We start from the raw sequence: 15,006 nt of genomic DNA on the forward strand, positions 1-15,006 counted from the left end.
TCAGATGTCGTCGTCGGTGCCGTAGCCCGGCATCCGGCCGGTGACGACGAAGATCATCCGCTTGGCGACTGACACCGCGTGGTCGGCGTAGCGCTCGTAGAAGCGGCCGAGCAGGGTGACGTCGACCGCCGCGGCCACGCCGTGCGGCCACTCGCGGTCCATGATCACGGTGAACAGGTGGCGGTGGATGTCGTCGACCTGGTCGTCGTCGGACTCCAGCGTCTTCGCCGCCTCGATGTCCTTCGTCTTGATGACCTGCTCGGTCTGGCGGGCCAGCTTGACCGCGACCTCGCCCATCTCGGCGAAGTACGGCTTCACGGCCTCCGGCAGCACCGGCTCGGGGTGGCGGCGCCGGGCGGCCTTCGCCACGTGCAGCGCCAGATCGCCCATCCGCTCCAGGCTTTCGGCCGCGTGGATCGCCGCGAGCACGGTGCGCAGGTCGGTGGCCACCGGCGCTTGCAGGGCCAGCAGGGCGTACGCCTGCTCCTCGCACTGGGCGCGGGCGTCGTCGACCTTCGAGTCGTCGCTGATCACCTGTTCGGCGAGACTGAGGTCGACCTCCAGCAGTGCCCGCGTGGCGCGCTCCATGGCGTCGGCGACCTGGACCGACATGGCGGCCAGGTTGTCGGCGAGCTGTTCGAGTTCGACATGGTAAGCCTCACGCATGGCCCAACCCTACGGGCAACCATGACCAAACACCGCATCGCCGGGTGAACCGCACGTGAACCCGGACTAACGATCCTCGCGGGTCAGCCCGTGGTGCTCGTCTTCTTGCTGGTGGTGCTGGTCTTGGTGCTGCTCTTGCCCGACGACTTCGACGTGCTGGTCGGCGGCGTCTGCTCGCCCGCCGGGACCGGGGCGTTCGGGTCCGGCAGCGGCGTGTTGTTGCGAAGCGCGTCGAACAGGGCCTTCGTCTTGCTGCGGACGAGGACCTCGTTGCCGCGGCTGTTGGCCATGCCGGTCGTCGGCACGGTGAGGAACGTGATCTTCGACTGGTCGAGGCCCTTCATCGACTGCGCCAGCGTCATCATCTGCTTGACGCCGAGGTTGTCGCCGAAGGTGGCCTTCGCGAAGGCGGTGATGAAGTCGCTGAGCTTGCCGGGGTCGAGCACGACGTCCGAGGACATGACCTTCTTCAGCAGCGCGCCGATGAACTCCTGCTGCCGCTTGATCCGGCCGTAGTCCGACGTCGGGTCGCCCTTGACGTGCCGGGCGCGCACGAAGTTCAGCGCCTGGTCACCGGAGATCGTGACGTCGCCGGTCTGCAGCAGCACCTTGCCGAGGATGCTGTCGTCGATCGGGATCTCGTTGTGCACGGTGACGCCGTGCACGGCGTCGACCATCTCCTTGAAGCCGTTGAAGTCGATGCCGACGAAGTGGTTGATCCGCAGCCCGGTGAGCTGCTGGATCACCTTGGTGACGCAGGACGGCCCGCCGACCGCGTACGCGGTGTTGAGCTTCGCGATCTTCTGCTCGGGGACCTTCTCGTCGGTGTTCTTGTTCTGCACGGGGTCCCAGCGCTGGCACTCGGGCCGGTCGATCTCGAGGTCGCGCGGGAACGACGTGACGACGACCCGCTGCCGGTCCGCCGGGATGTGGGCGACCATCACGGTGTCCGAGCGCGCGCCGGGCGTGCTGTCCGCGGTGCCGACGCCTTCCTCGGCGGACGCGCCGTCGCGGCTGTCGGAGCCGACCATCAGGAAGTTCTCGTCGTTGGCCTGCGCGTCGGCGTCCTGGATGTCGGACGAGTTCTCGTCGAGGGCGGAGACCTGCGTGAACTTGGCGTCGAAGTAGGTCTGGGCGCCCCACGCGCCGCCGATGCCGAGGAACACGAGCCCGGCGACGACGGCCGCGGCGATCCGGCCGAACCGGACCGAACGCTCGATCTTGCGCGCCTTCTTCTCCTGGAGCCGGGTCTGCACCGCCTGCTCGGCGGCATCGGCCTGCTCCTCAGGCGACGGCGTAGGCGTGACGACGCGCTGAAGCGCCGTACGCGTGCTCTCGATCAGAGAAGCCGGCGAGAGACGCTCACGGCGTTCGCGCCGCTTCGCCTCTTCGGCCTCCATCTCGTCGTGGGCGGCCGAGAACCTGGCGAGGGTGTGGTCGATCTTGCGGCGGTACTGCGTCGCCTCGTCGATCGCTTCCATCTCGTCGGTCATGGTCAGCGGATCGAGCTCGGCCCGCGCCGGCACCGCCCCCGGCCGCCGGTTCGGCGCGTCGACGGGCGAGCGCTTCTGCGTCGGGGCATCCGGGGTGGCGCGGTTCTGGGCGGCGACGTCGGGCCGGGCCGCGGTGGCCGCCCGCTGCGGCATGGGCGAGTCCGGCGTGGGGCGGCCCCGCCCGGGAGCCTCCGAGGCGCGCTGCGGAGCCACGCCGTCCGAGGTGGGACGAGCGGCGCTGTCGGGACGCTGCCGTCCGGCGGGCTCGGCCGCGTCGGGACGTTGCCGCCCGGCTTCGGCCGCGGCGGCTCGTGGCCGCGCGGGCACCTCGGCCGCGGCGGTGTCGGGTCGCTGCCGAGCTGGTGCTTCGGCGGCGCGAGCGGCGGTGTCGGGACGTTGCCGTCCGGCGGGCTCGGCCGCGTCGGGACGTTGCCGTCCTGGTGCCTCGGCGCCGCGAGGGGCGCCGTCGGCGGTGGGGCGTTGGCGTGCGGCGGTCACGTTGTCCGTGGTGGGGCCCGGCGCCGCGGGGCGCTGGGGGTCGTCCGGGGCGGCCGCGGCGCGGCGGGGCCTGCGGGGTGGCTGCGGTGCGGCCGACGTCTGCTGCGGGCCCGGGTTGGCGGCCGGGGGGCGGCGCTGCAGCGGGGCCTCCGGCTGCGGGGCGGCGGCGGTCGAGCGGCGCGGCTGACGCGGACGCGGCGGGCGCGGTTGACGGGTCGCGTCCGCGGGTACTGGGTTGTCGGCGGGTCCCTGCGGTGCCCGTGAGCGGGGTGGCCGCGCCGGGGTCTGCGGGGCGGGCGGTTCGTCCGTTCTGGCCCGGTGTCCCGGCTGGTCGCCGCGGCCGGGCTGGTCGCGCGGCGGGAGCGGGCGGACGCCGGTGGACTTGGCGACGACGTCCGAGACGCTGATCCCGCCCTGGTCCTCCATCGACCGGCGTCTGCCGGTGCGGGGCCGCGCGGGACCGTCCGAACGGCGACCGGTTCCCGGGCTGTCGTGCTCGTCCGGCACTCGGTCTCCTTTCGCGCGATCGAAGGCGGGTTCGTGACTTGGCCGTCTTCCCCCGCGAGAGGTGATCGTTCCCCCGGAGGTTTTCGTTATCGTACGGATACCCCCCGTTCGTGACGACACCCTCCCGGAATTTTCTTCACCTTGAGTCGACGAACGGCCGCTGGCCGTCGACAAACGGGTGAAGGCTACCCGCAGCTTTCCGGGGTAATGCGCGGTTTACGTTACTCAGAGTGGGTTATTAACTGCGTGCTTTGCGCGTCGTGATAGGCGACTTTGTTCCGGCCCGCCCGTTTCGCGGCGTAAAGCAGGTCGTCCGCGCTGCGCAGCTGGCGCTCGGGCGGCGTGGGGGCGTCCGGCCCCTCGTGGGCCAGGCCGGCGCTGATGGTGACGCGCAGCCCCGGCTGGAGTTCTGACCAGGGGTGACGGGCGACGCGCAGGCGGGCGGCGTCGACGATCCGGATCGCGTGCCCGGCGTCGACCCCGGGCAGCCACAGGACGAACTCTTCGCCGCCGTAGCGCGCGCAGAAGCCGTCCGGTGGCAGCTCCTCCTGGAGGAGGTCGGCGACCCGGCGCAGGACGCGGTCGCCGACGAGGTGACCGTACGTGTCGTTGACGCGCTTGAAGCGGTCGAGATCGACGAGCGCGATGCCCAGCGGCGGCCGCGGCTGAGCGGGCTGCCGACCGGTGAACGGTCCGTACAAGCGCTCGTCGAGGTAGCGGCGGTTGTAGCTCGACGTCAGCACGTCGCGCAGGCTGCCGTCACGGGCGATGTCCAGCGCGGAGCGGAGGTGCTGGTAGGCGCGGCGCCAGTCGCCCTGGGTGGCGAACAGGCTCGCGATGGCTTCGTGGAGGTGGAGCAGGTCCGGGGGCTGCGGGCTCGGGCGCAGCACGCCTTCGTCCTCGGCGACCATGCCCACCTCCACCACGCATTGGTTGTCGTCGTAGAGGAGGCCGTGCTTGAGACGCGGGTACGGACGAAGGTGAATTTCGCTCAAACGGGACTACGACGGTGACTCAGCGGAGTTGAGGGCTCAGAGTGCGGAGAACGGTTTCCTGTCTTTGAGCTGGGAAAACTGATCCTTGGCCCAGTAACTCACATTAGCCGTCTCGTCGTTCAGTAGCTCTTGGTAGTCGGCCCACGAGACCCAGCGCCAGTCGCCGACCTCTTCCGGGTTCGGTTCGGGTTCGGCGTCGGCCCAGGCGGCGAACACCGGGCAGAACTCGTTCTCGACGATCCCCTGGAACGGCGGCGTCCGGTAGCGGTACGCCGGCAGCACGCAGTGCAGCTCGGCCAGCGACGGCAGCCCGAGCTCGTAGCCCGCCCGCCGGCGGACGGCGTCCTCGAGGGACTCGCCGGGCGCGGGGTGGCCGCAGACGCTGTTGGTCCAGACCCCCGGCCAGACCTTCTTGTGCAGCGCGCGTTGCGTGATCAGCAACGCGTTGTCGGCGCGACGCAGGACGTAGCAGGAGAAGGCCAGGTGCAACCGGGTGTGCTCGTGGTGGCTGGCCAGCTTCGGGCCGGTTTCGCCGGTGGGCACGCCGTCCTCGGTGACGAAGACGATCTGCTCGGTCTCGGGTTCGGTCGCGGTATCCACAGGCCCAGTGAACACGACGGCCCGCGGTGGCCCGTACCGCGAGCCGGGTGGGTTACCGGCCCTCCGCCTGCCCGGGTGACGGGCCGCTACCGCGCGTCGAGGTGCTCGACGATGAGCGAAGTCACGGCTTCCGGTGCCTCTTCCGGCACCCAGTGCGTGACGTCTTCGATCATTTCGAACCGGTAGGGCCCGCTGACCCAGTTCGCGGTGTCGAGCGCGGCGGTCGAGCCGAACGAAACGTCCTCGGTGCTCCAGATGTACAGCGTCGGCACGGCGATCTTGCCGATCTTCCCGCCCGGCCGCCCCGCGCGGTACCAGTTGAGGGCGGCGGTGAGCGCGCCCGGTTCGGACAGCCGCTGGACGTAGTCGTCCACCTTGCCGGGTGACACGCGCCGCTCGAACATGTCACGCAGCGCACGGGCGTCGTTCTCGAGCATCCGCCGCTCGGTGACGCGCGTCTGCCGCCACTCGGTCATGTAGCGCGTGCGCAGGTACTGGTCTTCGTCGCTCTTCATGGCGGCGGAGAGCGCGGCGGGGTGCGGCGTCGAGACGACGGTGAGGCTGCGAAGGCGCTCGGGGTGCGCGTCGGCGGTCCACCAGGCGACCGCGCCACCCCAGTCGTGCCCGACGAGGTCGAACTGCTTCCACCCCAGCTGTTCCGTGATCGCGACGACGTCCTCGACGAGGTGGTCGACGGAGTAGTCGGCGGCTTGTTCGGGGCGCACATCGGGCGAGTACCCCCGCTGGTCGGGCGCGACGGCCCGGTACCCGAGCACTCCGAGCGTGGCGACCTGGTGCTCCCACTCGGTGGCGGCTTCCGGGAAGCCGTGCAGGAGCAGCACGGGCCGCCCGTCTTCGGGCCCGGCGGCGATGGCGTCGAAGGAACCGGCCTCGGTGGGGATGCTGATGTGGTCGATCACGCGCCCGAATCTACTTCGCCGGGTTGAACACCGGGTGGCCGGTCAACGGTCCGCGAGGACCTCGCTGACTTGCGCGACCTTCACCAACGGGCCGTAGAGCCGCATGATGTCCAGCGCCTTCGCGTGGCTCTCGTCGTCCACGCCCGCGCAGGCGTCGGACACCACCGTCACCGCTACGCCCGCGTCCGCCGCTGCCAAGGCGGTCGACAGGACGCAGCAGTCCGTCGACACGCCGGCCAGCACCAGGTGGGCGCCGCCCACGCGGGTCGCCATGCGCGGGGTCCACTTGCCGAACGTGGTCGCGTCCACTGTGGACTCCGGGTGGAACGCGTCGATCACCTGGTACAGCGGCGAGTCCGGCGGTTGCAGCGCGAACGGCCACCGTTCGTAGTACTGCTTCCACGCGCCTTCCGGGCGGGACGGCGCGAGGAACCGCGTGAACACGACGTCGTCGCCGAACGCCTTGACCAGCTGGGCGATCGGCGGCACGACGTCGGCGAACCGCGGCGTGAACCACTCGCTCGCCGGATCCGCGAAGACGTTCTGCAGGTCGATGACCGCCAGGACCGATCTCATGCCGCCTCCTGCGCGCGGATCCGCGGCCGGGCGGCCAGGGTGACGACGAAACCGAGCGCCAGCGCGAGCAGGACGCCGAGGTTTGCGTACGCCCACGAGCCGTCACGGCCGCCCAGGCCGAACGGTTCGAGGAGATACCCCTGCCACTTCAACCATTCCGCGGACGTGTTCGTCACCAGGCCCCAGCCGAGCGCGGTCGCCACTAGCACCAGCGCGATCGGCCCGACGCGGACGTCGCCGTAGCGGCCGGCCGGGTCGAACAGTTCGCGTTCGGCGTAGTCGCGCCGCCGCAGCAGGACGTCCGCGAGCATCACGCCGCACCAGGCCGCGACCGGCACGCCCAGCGTCACCAGGAAACCCTGGAACTGGCCCAGGAACTCGCCGCCGAAGAAGACGATGTAGATCGTGCCGAGGATCATGAGCACGCCGTCGACCAACGCCGCCACCGGCCGCGGGACGCGCAGCCCGGCCGAAAGCAGCGCCAGCCCCGACGAATAGATGTCCAGCACCGCGCCGCCGACCAGGCCGAGCACCGCGACGATCGCGAACGGCACCAGGAACCACAGCGGCAGCAACGTCGTCAGCGCGCCGATCGGGTCGGCCGCGATCGCCTTGTTCAGGTCCGGGGACGACCCCGCGAGCAACAGGCCGAACACCAGCAGCACCAGCGGCGCCACCGACGCGCCGAACGTCGTCCAGCCGACCACGCCGCGGCTCGACGACGAGCGCGGCAGGTAGCGCGAGTAGTCCGCGGCCGCGTTGACCCAGCCGAGGCCGAAGCCGGTCATCAGGAACACCAGGGCGCCGACCCACTGCTGCGCCGAGCCGGACGGCAGCGCGCTCACGGCGTCCCAGTGCACGTCACCGGCCACGAGCACGACGTAGACGATCGTGAGCACGCCGGTGATCCAGGTGATCCACGTCTGCAGCTTCATGATCGCGTCGAAGCCGAGCACCCCGGCCGCGACGGTCAGCGCGGCCACCACGACCAGCGCGATCACCTTCGTCGCCGTCCCGCCGCCCCAGCCGAGCCGCTCGAAGACCGTCGACGTCGCGAGCGTCGCCAGCGCCGTCAGCACGGTTTCCCAGCCGACGGTGAGCAGCCACGAGATCGCCGACGGCAGCCGGTTGCCGCGGACGCCGAACGCGGCGCGCGAAAGCAGCATCGTCGGCGCCGACCCGCGTTTGCCGGCGATCGCGATGAAGCCGCAGAGCAGGAACGAGAACAGGATCCCGACGACGCCCGCGACGAGCGCCTGCCAGAACGAGATGCCGAAGCCGAGGGTGAACGAGCCGTAGCTCAGCCCCAGCACCGACACGTTCGCCCCGAACCACGGCCAGAACAGCTGCCGGGGCCGGCCGCGGCGCTCGGCGTCGTCGATCACGTCGAGGCCGTTCGTCTCCACCTCGAGCCTGCGGGTACCGCTCATGTCGTGGCCTCCAGCAGCTTGTCGATCTCCGCCCGGCGCGGTGCCGTCGCCGGGCCGCGGCGGGTCACGGAAAGCGCGGCCGCCGCGTTGGCGCGCACGGCGGCGTCGAGGAGGGTACTGCCGCGCAGCAGCTCCGCGGCCAGCACGCCGCAGTGCGTGTCGCCGGCGCCGTTGGTGTCCACCGCGTCCACCGGGAAGCCCGGCACGTCGGTGACGCGACCGTGGTCGTGGACCCGGCAGCCCTTCGCGCCGTCGCGGACGACAGCCACCGCCGGCAGTTCGCCGAGCACGTCGGCTTCGCGCGCGGTGCAGCTGAGTATGTCTACAAAGGACAGTAAGTCGTGAAGTTCTCCGGGGGTGAGGTCACCGGCCAACGGGCCGGGATCGAAAAGGGTCCTCGAGCCGGACGTGTGGGGAAGCCACTCGGCGAGAGCCCTGCGATTGCTCTTATGCAACCAACTGTAGCCGGACAAATACACGACGTCGTCACTCGTTGGGAGGACGTTGGTGAGCGCCGCGTGCGTCAGCCGCCCTTCGGCGCCGGTGCCGGTCGCGAAGGTGCGCTCACCGCTCGCGTCGACCAGCGCGACGACGACGCCGGTGTCCAGCTCCGGCGACGGTTCGTGGGCCAGTTCGATGCCTTCGGCCGCCAGGGCGGCCCGCGCGAGGTCGCCGAACGCGCCGGTGCCGTGGCTGCCCGCGTACAGCACCCGGGCCCCGGACCGCGCGGCCGCGGCCATCACGTTGAACCCGCCGCCGGGCAAGAGGTTCGTCGACGACGCCAGGACGTCGCCGCCCGGCGGGGGCAGGGCCGGCACCGCCATGACCAGGTCGAGGACGACCTGCCCGGTGTGCACCAGCCGCCCGGTCATCGCCGGCGCAGCTCGAGGAGCTGGTCGACCAGCGGTTCGAGGTCCAGCCCGTTCACGGTCAGCACGGTCTCGACGACGTCGGGCCGGAACGCGCCGACGCCGTGCGCGGCACCGAGCATCGCCCCGCAGATGGCGGCGACGGTGTCGGTGTCCCCGCCGAGCCCCGCGGCGACGCGCAACGCGGCCGGCGGGTCATCACCCAGGGCCTCGGCCAGCGCGAAGGCGGCCACGACGGACTCCTGCGACGCGACCGACGTGCCGATCACCCGGGCGACCGCGTCGGCGACGGCGGCCGGGGCCATGCCGCGCACCCACCCGCGCGCCCAGTCGATCCGGGCCGCGATTTCCCCGCCGGCCGCCCAGTGCCCGCGTTCCCCGCCGACGACGGCCGCGCGCCCGCCGGCGTCGAGCGCTTCGGGCAGGCTCGCGCCGTCGACCCCGGCGGAGACGGCCGCCGCCACCGCGGCGGCGGACGCGATGCCCAGACTGGTGTTGTGCGTGACGTGCGCGGTCGCGACGACCGCGTCGACCAGGGCGTGCAGGTCCCCGGCGGGGGTTGCGATGCCGACCGGCGTGACGCGCATGGCGGCGCCGTTGGTCGTGCCGGTGCGGCCGGCTTCGTCGGCCGGAACGCCGTCCTGCAGCCGGGAAAGCGCGCGTTTCGTCGACGGGCCGAGCAGGTCGGCGGAGCCGCGGCGGATCATGTCCGCCTCCCAGGCGAGCAGGGCGTCGGCGAAGACGTGCGGGTCGACCGTGCCGCGGCCTTCGATGAGCAGCCGGGCCAGCAGGAGGGCCTGCTCGGTGTCGTCGGTGATCGAACCGGCGGGCATCGACGGGGCGACGGGCTGCTCGGCGACGGCGGTCAGCAGGCCGGTGACCGGACCGTACGCGGCGGCGATCGCGGCGCGGGACATCGACTGCGTCGGCATGCCGAGCGCGTCCCCGACGGCCAGCCCGGTGAACGCGCCGAGCGCCCGGTCCCGCGCGTTCACCGGTGTCCGAAGGTGAGGTGGAACTGGAAGCGATCGGGGTCGAGCAGGCTGATGACGCGCTCGACGAGCCGGCCGTCGACGTCGACCGAGGTGCGCTCGGCGCGGAGGAAGAGCTCGCCGATGCTGCGGCCCAGGAGCTCGGCACTGCAGGCGTCGAGGCGTTCGGTGCTGATCCACTGGTCACCGCCGACCGAAACGCGGCCGGCGGCTTCGAGGGTCTTGGTGAGGGAGTCGTCGCGCAGACCGGTCTCGGGGAGGCCGGCGAGCTGCCCGACGGCGGGCACGGTGGCGGTTTCGAGCGAGACGCCGCGCTCGCGCTCCCGCCGCAGCCGCCGCACGGCGACGTACGCCGGCTCGCCGAACTCCTCTTCGAGGCCGCGGTCTTCGACGGTCTCGATGCTGATCAGCTCGGTGGTGACGGGCGCGCCGGCGTCGGCGAGGGCGCGGGCCCAGCCGAGCCGCTGGTCGAGCTGGACGCCGTCGAAGGTGACGAACGAGCCGACGCCGGCCTGGGTGGAGATGAGCTCCAGCTGCTGGAGCTCGGAGAGCGCACTGCGGACGGTGCCGCGGCTGACCTGGTACTGCAGGGCGAGCTGGTTCTCACCGGGAAGGCGCTCACCGTGGGCCAGCCGGCCCGACCGGATCAGGTCGGAGAGGTCGCCGACGAGCTGCTGCCGCTTGCTGTACATGTACACACCTGTACACCCTCGGGTTTCTGCAGGTCAAGCGGCGACGAGCTCGTTGACGTCGGCCTCGATCATCTTGCCGGCCTGCTCGGCGGTCTTCCCGCCGACGACCATCATCGCCGCGAACGCGCCCACGAAGATGACGGTGCTCAGCCAGACCATGGTTTCGATGGGCAGCGTGAAGGCCCCGACGATGCGAGCGGCGGACTCGAGCACGAAGCCGACGCCCCAGATGACGCTGGTCCGGCGCATGATCACCTGGAACCTCGGCGTGCCGGCGAGGCGATCCCACGCGGCTTCGTTTTCGGCCTTGCCACGGGTCAGGAACGGCTGGATCGTCTTGGTCATGATCGGCGCCGCGGTGAACGCGGAGGCGAGGATGACGAGCCCGGTGATGCCACTGCCGAGCGAGTCCTTGGCGATCATCATGCGGGCGTCGCCGGAGACGAAGGTCAGCAGCATGCCGACGACGTTCGTGACCAGGACGACCAGCGCGAGGCCGTTGAGGGTCCGGTGCTTGGCGAACTGCTGGAGCGTCCGCGCGAGCGGGACGACGCCGCTGAGGGCGAGCGAGAGGAAGACGCTCGCACCGAGCGCGTGGAGCCCGTAGTAGACCCCGATCGGGACGGCGATGTCGATGGCGAGGGACTTGAGCGGAGATCCGTGGTTCGTCATGGGAAAAGCTTGTCGCGGCAGGACTTCCGGGACGGATGCCGTTCGCCACGACTTGGACCTGACAGATGTCACGGCCGGGCTCAGCCGCCGGAGTGCATGTCTTCCGCTTCGGGGACGCAGTCGTCGTCCGGGTCGTCCAGCCAGCCGTGCGGCAGCGTGACCTTGCCCGGCGAGCCCTGCCGGCCGCGGGGGCCGGTCGCCGCCTCGGGGAAGGGGGCGTCGTGGTCGAGGCGGGCGATCAGGTCGTCCAGCTGGTCCATGCTCGAGAGCATCGCGAAACCGCGGCGCAGCTCGGAACCCACCGGGAAGCCCATCAGGTACCAGGCCATGTGCTTGCGGATGTCGCGCATGGCCTTGTCGTGGCCGTCGTGCTCAATCAGCAGCTCGGTGTGGCGGCGGAGGACCTTCGCGACTTCGCCGAGATTCGGCGGGGTCGGCTGGGGCCGGCCTGCGAAGGCGGCTTCCAGCTCGCCGAACAGCCACGGGCGGCCGAGGCAGCCGCGGCCGACGACGACGCCGTCGCAGCCCGTCTCCGCCACCATGCGCAGCGCGTCGTCCGCCGTGAAGATGTCGCCGTTGCCCAGCACCGGAATGCTGGTCACGGCCTCTTTCAGCGCGGCGATCTTGGTCCAGTCGGCCTGGCCCGAGTAGCGCTGCGCGGCCGTGCGCGCGTGCAGGCTGACCGCCGCCGCGCCCTCGGCCTCGGCGATGCGGCCGGCGTCGAGGAACGTGCGGTGGTCGTCGTCGATACCGATGCGGAACTTCACCGTGAACGGCACGTCCCCGGCCGCCTTCGCGGACTCCCGCACGATGGCCTGGAACAGCTTCCGCTTGAACGGCAGCGCCGCCCCGCCGCCCTTGCGCGTCACCTTCGCGACCGGGCAGCCGAAGTTGGAGTCGACGTGGTCGGCGAGGCCCTCGCCGACGATGATGCGGACGGCTTCGGCCATGGTCTTGGGGTCGACGCCGTAGAGCTGCATGGAGCGGGGCTTTTCGTGGGCCCCGAAGGTCATCATGTGCAGGGTTCCGGGGTGCCGTTCGACGACGGCGCGGGCGGTGATCATTTCGCACACGTAGATGCCGGCGCCGTACTCCTGGCACAGCTGCCGGAAAGCGACGTTGGTGATGCCGGCCATCGGAGCGAGCACCACGGGCGGATCGACCTGGTAGGGGCCGATCTTCAGGGCGGGCTTGCTCAGGGTGGCGGTCACGTCCTCCATTGTCGCTTGTGGTGTCGATCACGTCGAGGAGGGGCGGTCCGGCCGCGCTTTCGCCGTCGGCGTGAGCCTAGGTTGGAGGTATGACCGACAAGCCTCTGCGCTGGGGAATCATGGGCACCGGCGGGATCGCCGGCGCCTTCGCCGACGACCTGGAGCTCACCGGCTCCGGCGTCGTCGCCGCCGTCGGGTCCCGCAAGGCCGAGAGCGCCGACGTGTTCGCCGGAAAGCACGGGATCGCCACCCGGCACGGCAGTTACGAGGCCCTCGCCGCCGATCCGGACGTCGACGTCGTCTACGTCGCCACCCCGCACCCCCTGCACCACGCCAACGCGAGGCTCGCGCTCGAGGCAGGCAAGCCCGTGCTGGTCGAGAAGCCCTTCACGATGAACGCCGAGGAGGCTCGGGACCTCGTCGCCCTCGCACGGGAGCGGGACCTCTTCCTCATGGAAGCCATGTGGACGCGCTTCCTGCCCCACATCCGGCACGTCCGCGAGCTGCTGCCGAGCCTCGGCGACGTCGTCACCGTCAGCGCCGATCACGGGCAGTGGTTCGCCGAGGACCCCGGCTTCCGGCTGTTCGCCCCGGAACTGGGCGGTGGCGCCCTCCTCGACCTGGGGATCTACCCCGTGTCGTTCGCGTCGATGGTGCTGGGGACGCCCGAGCGCGTCGCCGCCATGGCGACGCCCGCGTTCACCGGGGTCGACGCGCAGATGTCGATGCTCTTCGGCTACGCGAGCGGGGCGCAGGCCGTGCTGACCTGCACGTTGAGCGCCGCTTCGCCGACCACGGCGTCGATCGTCGGCACCGAAGCGCGGATCGAGATCGAAGGGCCGTTCTACGCGCCCGCGTCGTTCACGCTCATCCGGCGTGCCGGGGAGCGGACGCGTTACGAGTACGTCGACGAGGGCCGCGGCCTGCGGCACCCAAGCCGACGAAGTCGCGCGACGGCTGGCCGCCGGCGAGACCGAGAGCCCGCTCATGCCGCTCGACGAGACCGTCTCGATCATGACGACCGTGGACCGGGTACTCAGCGCGGTTGAGTAGTGCTACGGATCCGCTGGCGGCCCCTTGTGGGTGATTCTGTCCGGTATGACCACCGAAGCAGATGTGCTCCTCCGGCTCGCCGGCGAGATCGACGACCTGGGGCGTCGTCTCGCCGTGGTGGGTACCGAACTGCGGACCGTCCAGGCCGGACAGCCGCAGCAGGCACCACAACAGCCGCAGCCACAACCGATGCCGCCGCCGCAGCAGCCGTGGCCGCAGTACCAGTGGCAGCCGCCGCCCCAGCCGCAGTACTTCCCGCCGCAACCGCCCTACCGGCCCGTGCCGCGCCCGACGCTCGGCGAGAAGCTCGGCAAGGAAGGCGCGGGCAGCCGCGTCCTGGCGTGGGTCGGCGGGGCCGTGACGCTGCTCGGCGTCGTCCTGCTGCTCGTGCTGGCCGTCCAGCGCGGGTGGCTCGGGCCGCTGCCGCGGGTGCTCGTCGGCGCCGCGTTCGGGCTGGCGCTGACCGGCATCGGCGTCTGGCTGCACCGCAAGCCCGCGGGCCGCACCGGGGCCTTCGCGCTGGCCGCGACCGGCATCGCGACGCTCTACCTGGACGCCGTCGCCGCGACCACGTTGTACGACTTCCTCCCGGTGCTCGCCGGGCTCGCGGTGGGCCTGGCGGTCGCCGTCGGCGGGCTGCTCGTGGCCGTGCGGTGGGAGTCGCCGCTGCTGGCCTCGGCCGTCGTCGTCGGCTGCGTCGTCTGCGCGCCGGTGCTCACCCGCGGGTTCACGCCCGAGCTCGTCACGTTCCTGCTCATGGTCCAGCTCGCGACGGCACCGGTGCAGCTGCGCCGCGACTGGTCGTCCCTCACCCTCGCCGCCGGCATCCCGCCGCTCGTCGCTTCCGTGCTCAGCACCGCGGTCGACGGCGGTGGCTGGGCCAACACCGGCGCGGCGCTGGGCACCGGGCTCCTGGGGGTCGCCCTCGCGCTGATCGTGGTGCTCCGCCGCGAAACCGACGCCGCCGCGTTGACGCTGCTCGCGGCTTCGGTCGTCCCGGTGCTCGTCGCGGTGCTGCCGCTGCCCAAGACCCAGGCGGTGCCGGTCGCGGCCGGCGCCGGCGTCGTCCTGCTGGGCGTGTGGGCGACGCGTGCCTGGTGGCCGGGCCCCGCGGGGTCGCTGGCCGGGCTCGCCGGCCTGCTGGCGATCCTGCAGGCGACGGTCACCCAGTTCGACGGCCCGGCGCGCGCCGCGGTGCTGCTGACCGAGGCGCTGCTGCTCGTCGCGGCCGCGCTGGGCGCGCGCAACCGGCCCGCGTTGGGCGCCGCGCTCGGGTTCGCCGCGATCGGCGGCCTGGTCGGCGTGGCCTTCGACGTCACGCCCGCCCTTTTGGCGGTGTACCGGAACCGGCCGGCGGGTGACGTCGTCGGCGCGCTCGCGGTCGCCACGCTGATCCTCGCGATTTCGATCGCCCTGCCGTGGGCGGCGGCGCGGCTGGAGGTCTTCCGCGGCCCGGCCCACGACCTGCCGGTGTGGCTGCTGGCCGGCTTTGCGGCGTTGTACGGAGCCGCCGGGGTCGTGCTGTGCGGATCGCTGCTGGCGGTCCCGGACCGCACGGGATTCCTCCTCGGCCACGCGCTGATCACCGTGTCCTGGACGATCGCGGCGCTCGTGCTGCTGCTGCGCGGCATCGAGGTCGTCGGGCTCCGCGTGACCGGGCTGGTGCTGGTCGGCGCGGCCGTGCTCAAGCTGGTGCTGTTCGACCTCTCGGCTCTGGACGGCCTGGCGCGTGTGGGCGCGTTCCTCGGCGCGGGGCTGGTGCTGCTCGTCGCCGGGACGCGGTACGCGCGAGCCGTCGCCTCGCGCTGACGCGGGAAGAATTGTCGGACCCC

At 71.8% G+C, this 15,006-nt stretch carries 14 protein-coding genes; 2 read left to right on the forward strand and 12 right to left on the reverse strand.

The window, feature by feature from the left end:
- The 12 genes from phoU to dusB form a co-directional block, all read right to left on the reverse strand.
- Entirely contained in the window at positions 1–666 is a 666-nt protein-coding gene (phoU, locus tag ACYVLJ_RS11440; RefSeq protein WP_451969592.1) for a phosphate signaling complex protein PhoU, read from the reverse strand.
- 83 nt (positions 667–749) lie between these two features.
- Positions 750–2,192 carry an LCP family protein gene (locus ACYVLJ_RS11445; protein ID WP_460438640.1) on the reverse strand — a complete coding sequence of 481 codons (1,443 nt, stop codon included), beginning with the start codon at positions 2,190–2,192 and terminating at the stop codon, positions 750–752.
- A gap of 1,193 nt (positions 2,193–3,385) precedes the next feature.
- The gene (locus ACYVLJ_RS11450) at positions 3,386–4,075 is read right to left on the reverse strand and encodes a GGDEF domain-containing protein (protein WP_460438560.1); all 690 of its coding nucleotides are present in this window, start codon (positions 4,073–4,075) and stop codon (positions 3,386–3,388) included.
- Positions 4,076–4,195: 120 nt separating this feature from the next.
- Positions 4,196–4,759, reverse strand: coding sequence for an isopentenyl-diphosphate delta-isomerase (gene idi, locus ACYVLJ_RS11455; protein WP_460438561.1), 564 nt, complete (start codon positions 4,757–4,759; stop codon positions 4,196–4,198).
- An 86-nt stretch (positions 4,760–4,845) separates the two neighbouring features.
- The gene (locus tag ACYVLJ_RS11460; RefSeq protein ID WP_460438562.1) at positions 4,846–5,679 is read right to left on the reverse strand and encodes an alpha/beta fold hydrolase; all 834 of its coding nucleotides are present in this window, start codon (positions 5,677–5,679) and stop codon (positions 4,846–4,848) included.
- 42 nt (positions 5,680–5,721) lie between these two features.
- The gene (locus ACYVLJ_RS11465; RefSeq protein WP_460438563.1) at positions 5,722–6,255 is read right to left on the reverse strand and encodes a cysteine hydrolase family protein; all 534 of its coding nucleotides are present in this window, start codon (positions 6,253–6,255) and stop codon (positions 5,722–5,724) included.
- Complete coding sequence (locus ACYVLJ_RS11470) at positions 6,252–7,685, reverse strand: purine-cytosine permease family protein (RefSeq protein ID WP_451969585.1); 1,434 nt, start codon at positions 7,683–7,685, stop codon at positions 6,252–6,254. The genes ACYVLJ_RS11465 and ACYVLJ_RS11470 overlap by 4 nt, the downstream gene beginning before the upstream one ends.
- Complete coding sequence (locus tag ACYVLJ_RS11475) at positions 7,682–8,557, reverse strand: carbohydrate kinase family protein (protein WP_460438564.1); 876 nt, start codon at positions 8,555–8,557, stop codon at positions 7,682–7,684. The genes ACYVLJ_RS11470 and ACYVLJ_RS11475 overlap by 4 nt, the downstream gene beginning before the upstream one ends.
- Positions 8,554–9,549, reverse strand: a complete 996-nt coding sequence (locus ACYVLJ_RS11480; protein WP_460438565.1) for an ADP-ribosylglycohydrolase family protein — start codon at positions 9,547–9,549, stop codon at positions 8,554–8,556. The genes ACYVLJ_RS11475 and ACYVLJ_RS11480 overlap by 4 nt, the downstream gene beginning before the upstream one ends.
- A complete protein-coding gene (locus ACYVLJ_RS11485; RefSeq protein ID WP_460438566.1) occupies positions 9,546–10,238 on the reverse strand; it encodes a GntR family transcriptional regulator in 693 nt (230 codons plus the stop codon). Before ACYVLJ_RS11485 ends, ACYVLJ_RS11480 begins: the two co-directional genes overlap by 4 nt.
- Positions 10,239–10,271: 33 nt before the next feature.
- Positions 10,272–10,910 carry a DUF3159 domain-containing protein gene (locus ACYVLJ_RS11490; protein WP_460438567.1) on the reverse strand — a complete coding sequence of 213 codons (639 nt, stop codon included), beginning with the start codon at positions 10,908–10,910 and terminating at the stop codon, positions 10,272–10,274.
- 80 nt (positions 10,911–10,990) lie between these two features.
- Complete coding sequence (gene dusB, locus ACYVLJ_RS11495; RefSeq protein WP_451969575.1) at positions 10,991–12,130, reverse strand: tRNA dihydrouridine synthase DusB; 1,140 nt, start codon at positions 12,128–12,130, stop codon at positions 10,991–10,993.
- An 80-nt stretch (positions 12,131–12,210) separates the two neighbouring features.
- On the opposite strand from dusB, the gene ACYVLJ_RS11500 reads away from it, so the two are divergent.
- A complete protein-coding gene (locus ACYVLJ_RS11500) occupies positions 12,211–13,170 on the forward strand; it encodes a Gfo/Idh/MocA family protein (protein WP_460438568.1) in 960 nt (319 codons plus the stop codon).
- Positions 13,171–13,219: 49 nt separating this feature from the next.
- A complete protein-coding gene (locus tag ACYVLJ_RS11505) occupies positions 13,220–14,983 on the forward strand; it encodes a DUF2339 domain-containing protein (RefSeq protein WP_460438569.1) in 1,764 nt (587 codons plus the stop codon).
- Positions 14,984–15,006 lie beyond the last annotated feature (23 nt).

It is taken from the genome of Amycolatopsis stemonae, assembly GCF_054781455.1.

Excerpts from the sequence above, each read along its gene's own strand:
- phoU (WP_451969592.1), bottom strand. The coding sequence starts at position 666 with ATGCGTGAGGCTTACCATGTCGAACTCGAACAGCTCGCCGACAACCTG.
- ACYVLJ_RS11450 (WP_460438560.1), bottom strand. The coding sequence starts at position 4,075 with ATGGTCGCCGAGGACGAAGGCGTGCTGCGCCCGAGCCCGCAGCCCCCG.
- ACYVLJ_RS11465 (WP_460438563.1), bottom strand. The coding sequence starts at position 6,255 with ATGAGATCGGTCCTGGCGGTCATCGACCTGCAGAACGTCTTCGCGGAT.
- ACYVLJ_RS11470 (WP_451969585.1), bottom strand. The coding sequence starts at position 7,685 with ATGAGCGGTACCCGCAGGCTCGAGGTGGAGACGAACGGCCTCGACGTG.
- ACYVLJ_RS11475 (WP_460438564.1), bottom strand. The coding sequence starts at position 8,557 with ATGACCGGGCGGCTGGTGCACACCGGGCAGGTCGTCCTCGACCTGGTC.
- ACYVLJ_RS11485 (WP_460438566.1), bottom strand. The coding sequence starts at position 10,238 with ATGTACAGCAAGCGGCAGCAGCTCGTCGGCGACCTCTCCGACCTGATC.
- ACYVLJ_RS11490 (WP_460438567.1), bottom strand. The coding sequence starts at position 10,910 with ATGACGAACCACGGATCTCCGCTCAAGTCCCTCGCCATCGACATCGCC.
- dusB (WP_451969575.1), bottom strand. The coding sequence starts at position 12,130 with ATGGAGGACGTGACCGCCACCCTGAGCAAGCCCGCCCTGAAGATCGGC.
- ACYVLJ_RS11500 (WP_460438568.1), top strand. The coding sequence starts at position 12,211 with ATGACCGACAAGCCTCTGCGCTGGGGAATCATGGGCACCGGCGGGATC.
- ACYVLJ_RS11505 (WP_460438569.1), top strand. The coding sequence starts at position 13,220 with ATGACCACCGAAGCAGATGTGCTCCTCCGGCTCGCCGGCGAGATCGAC.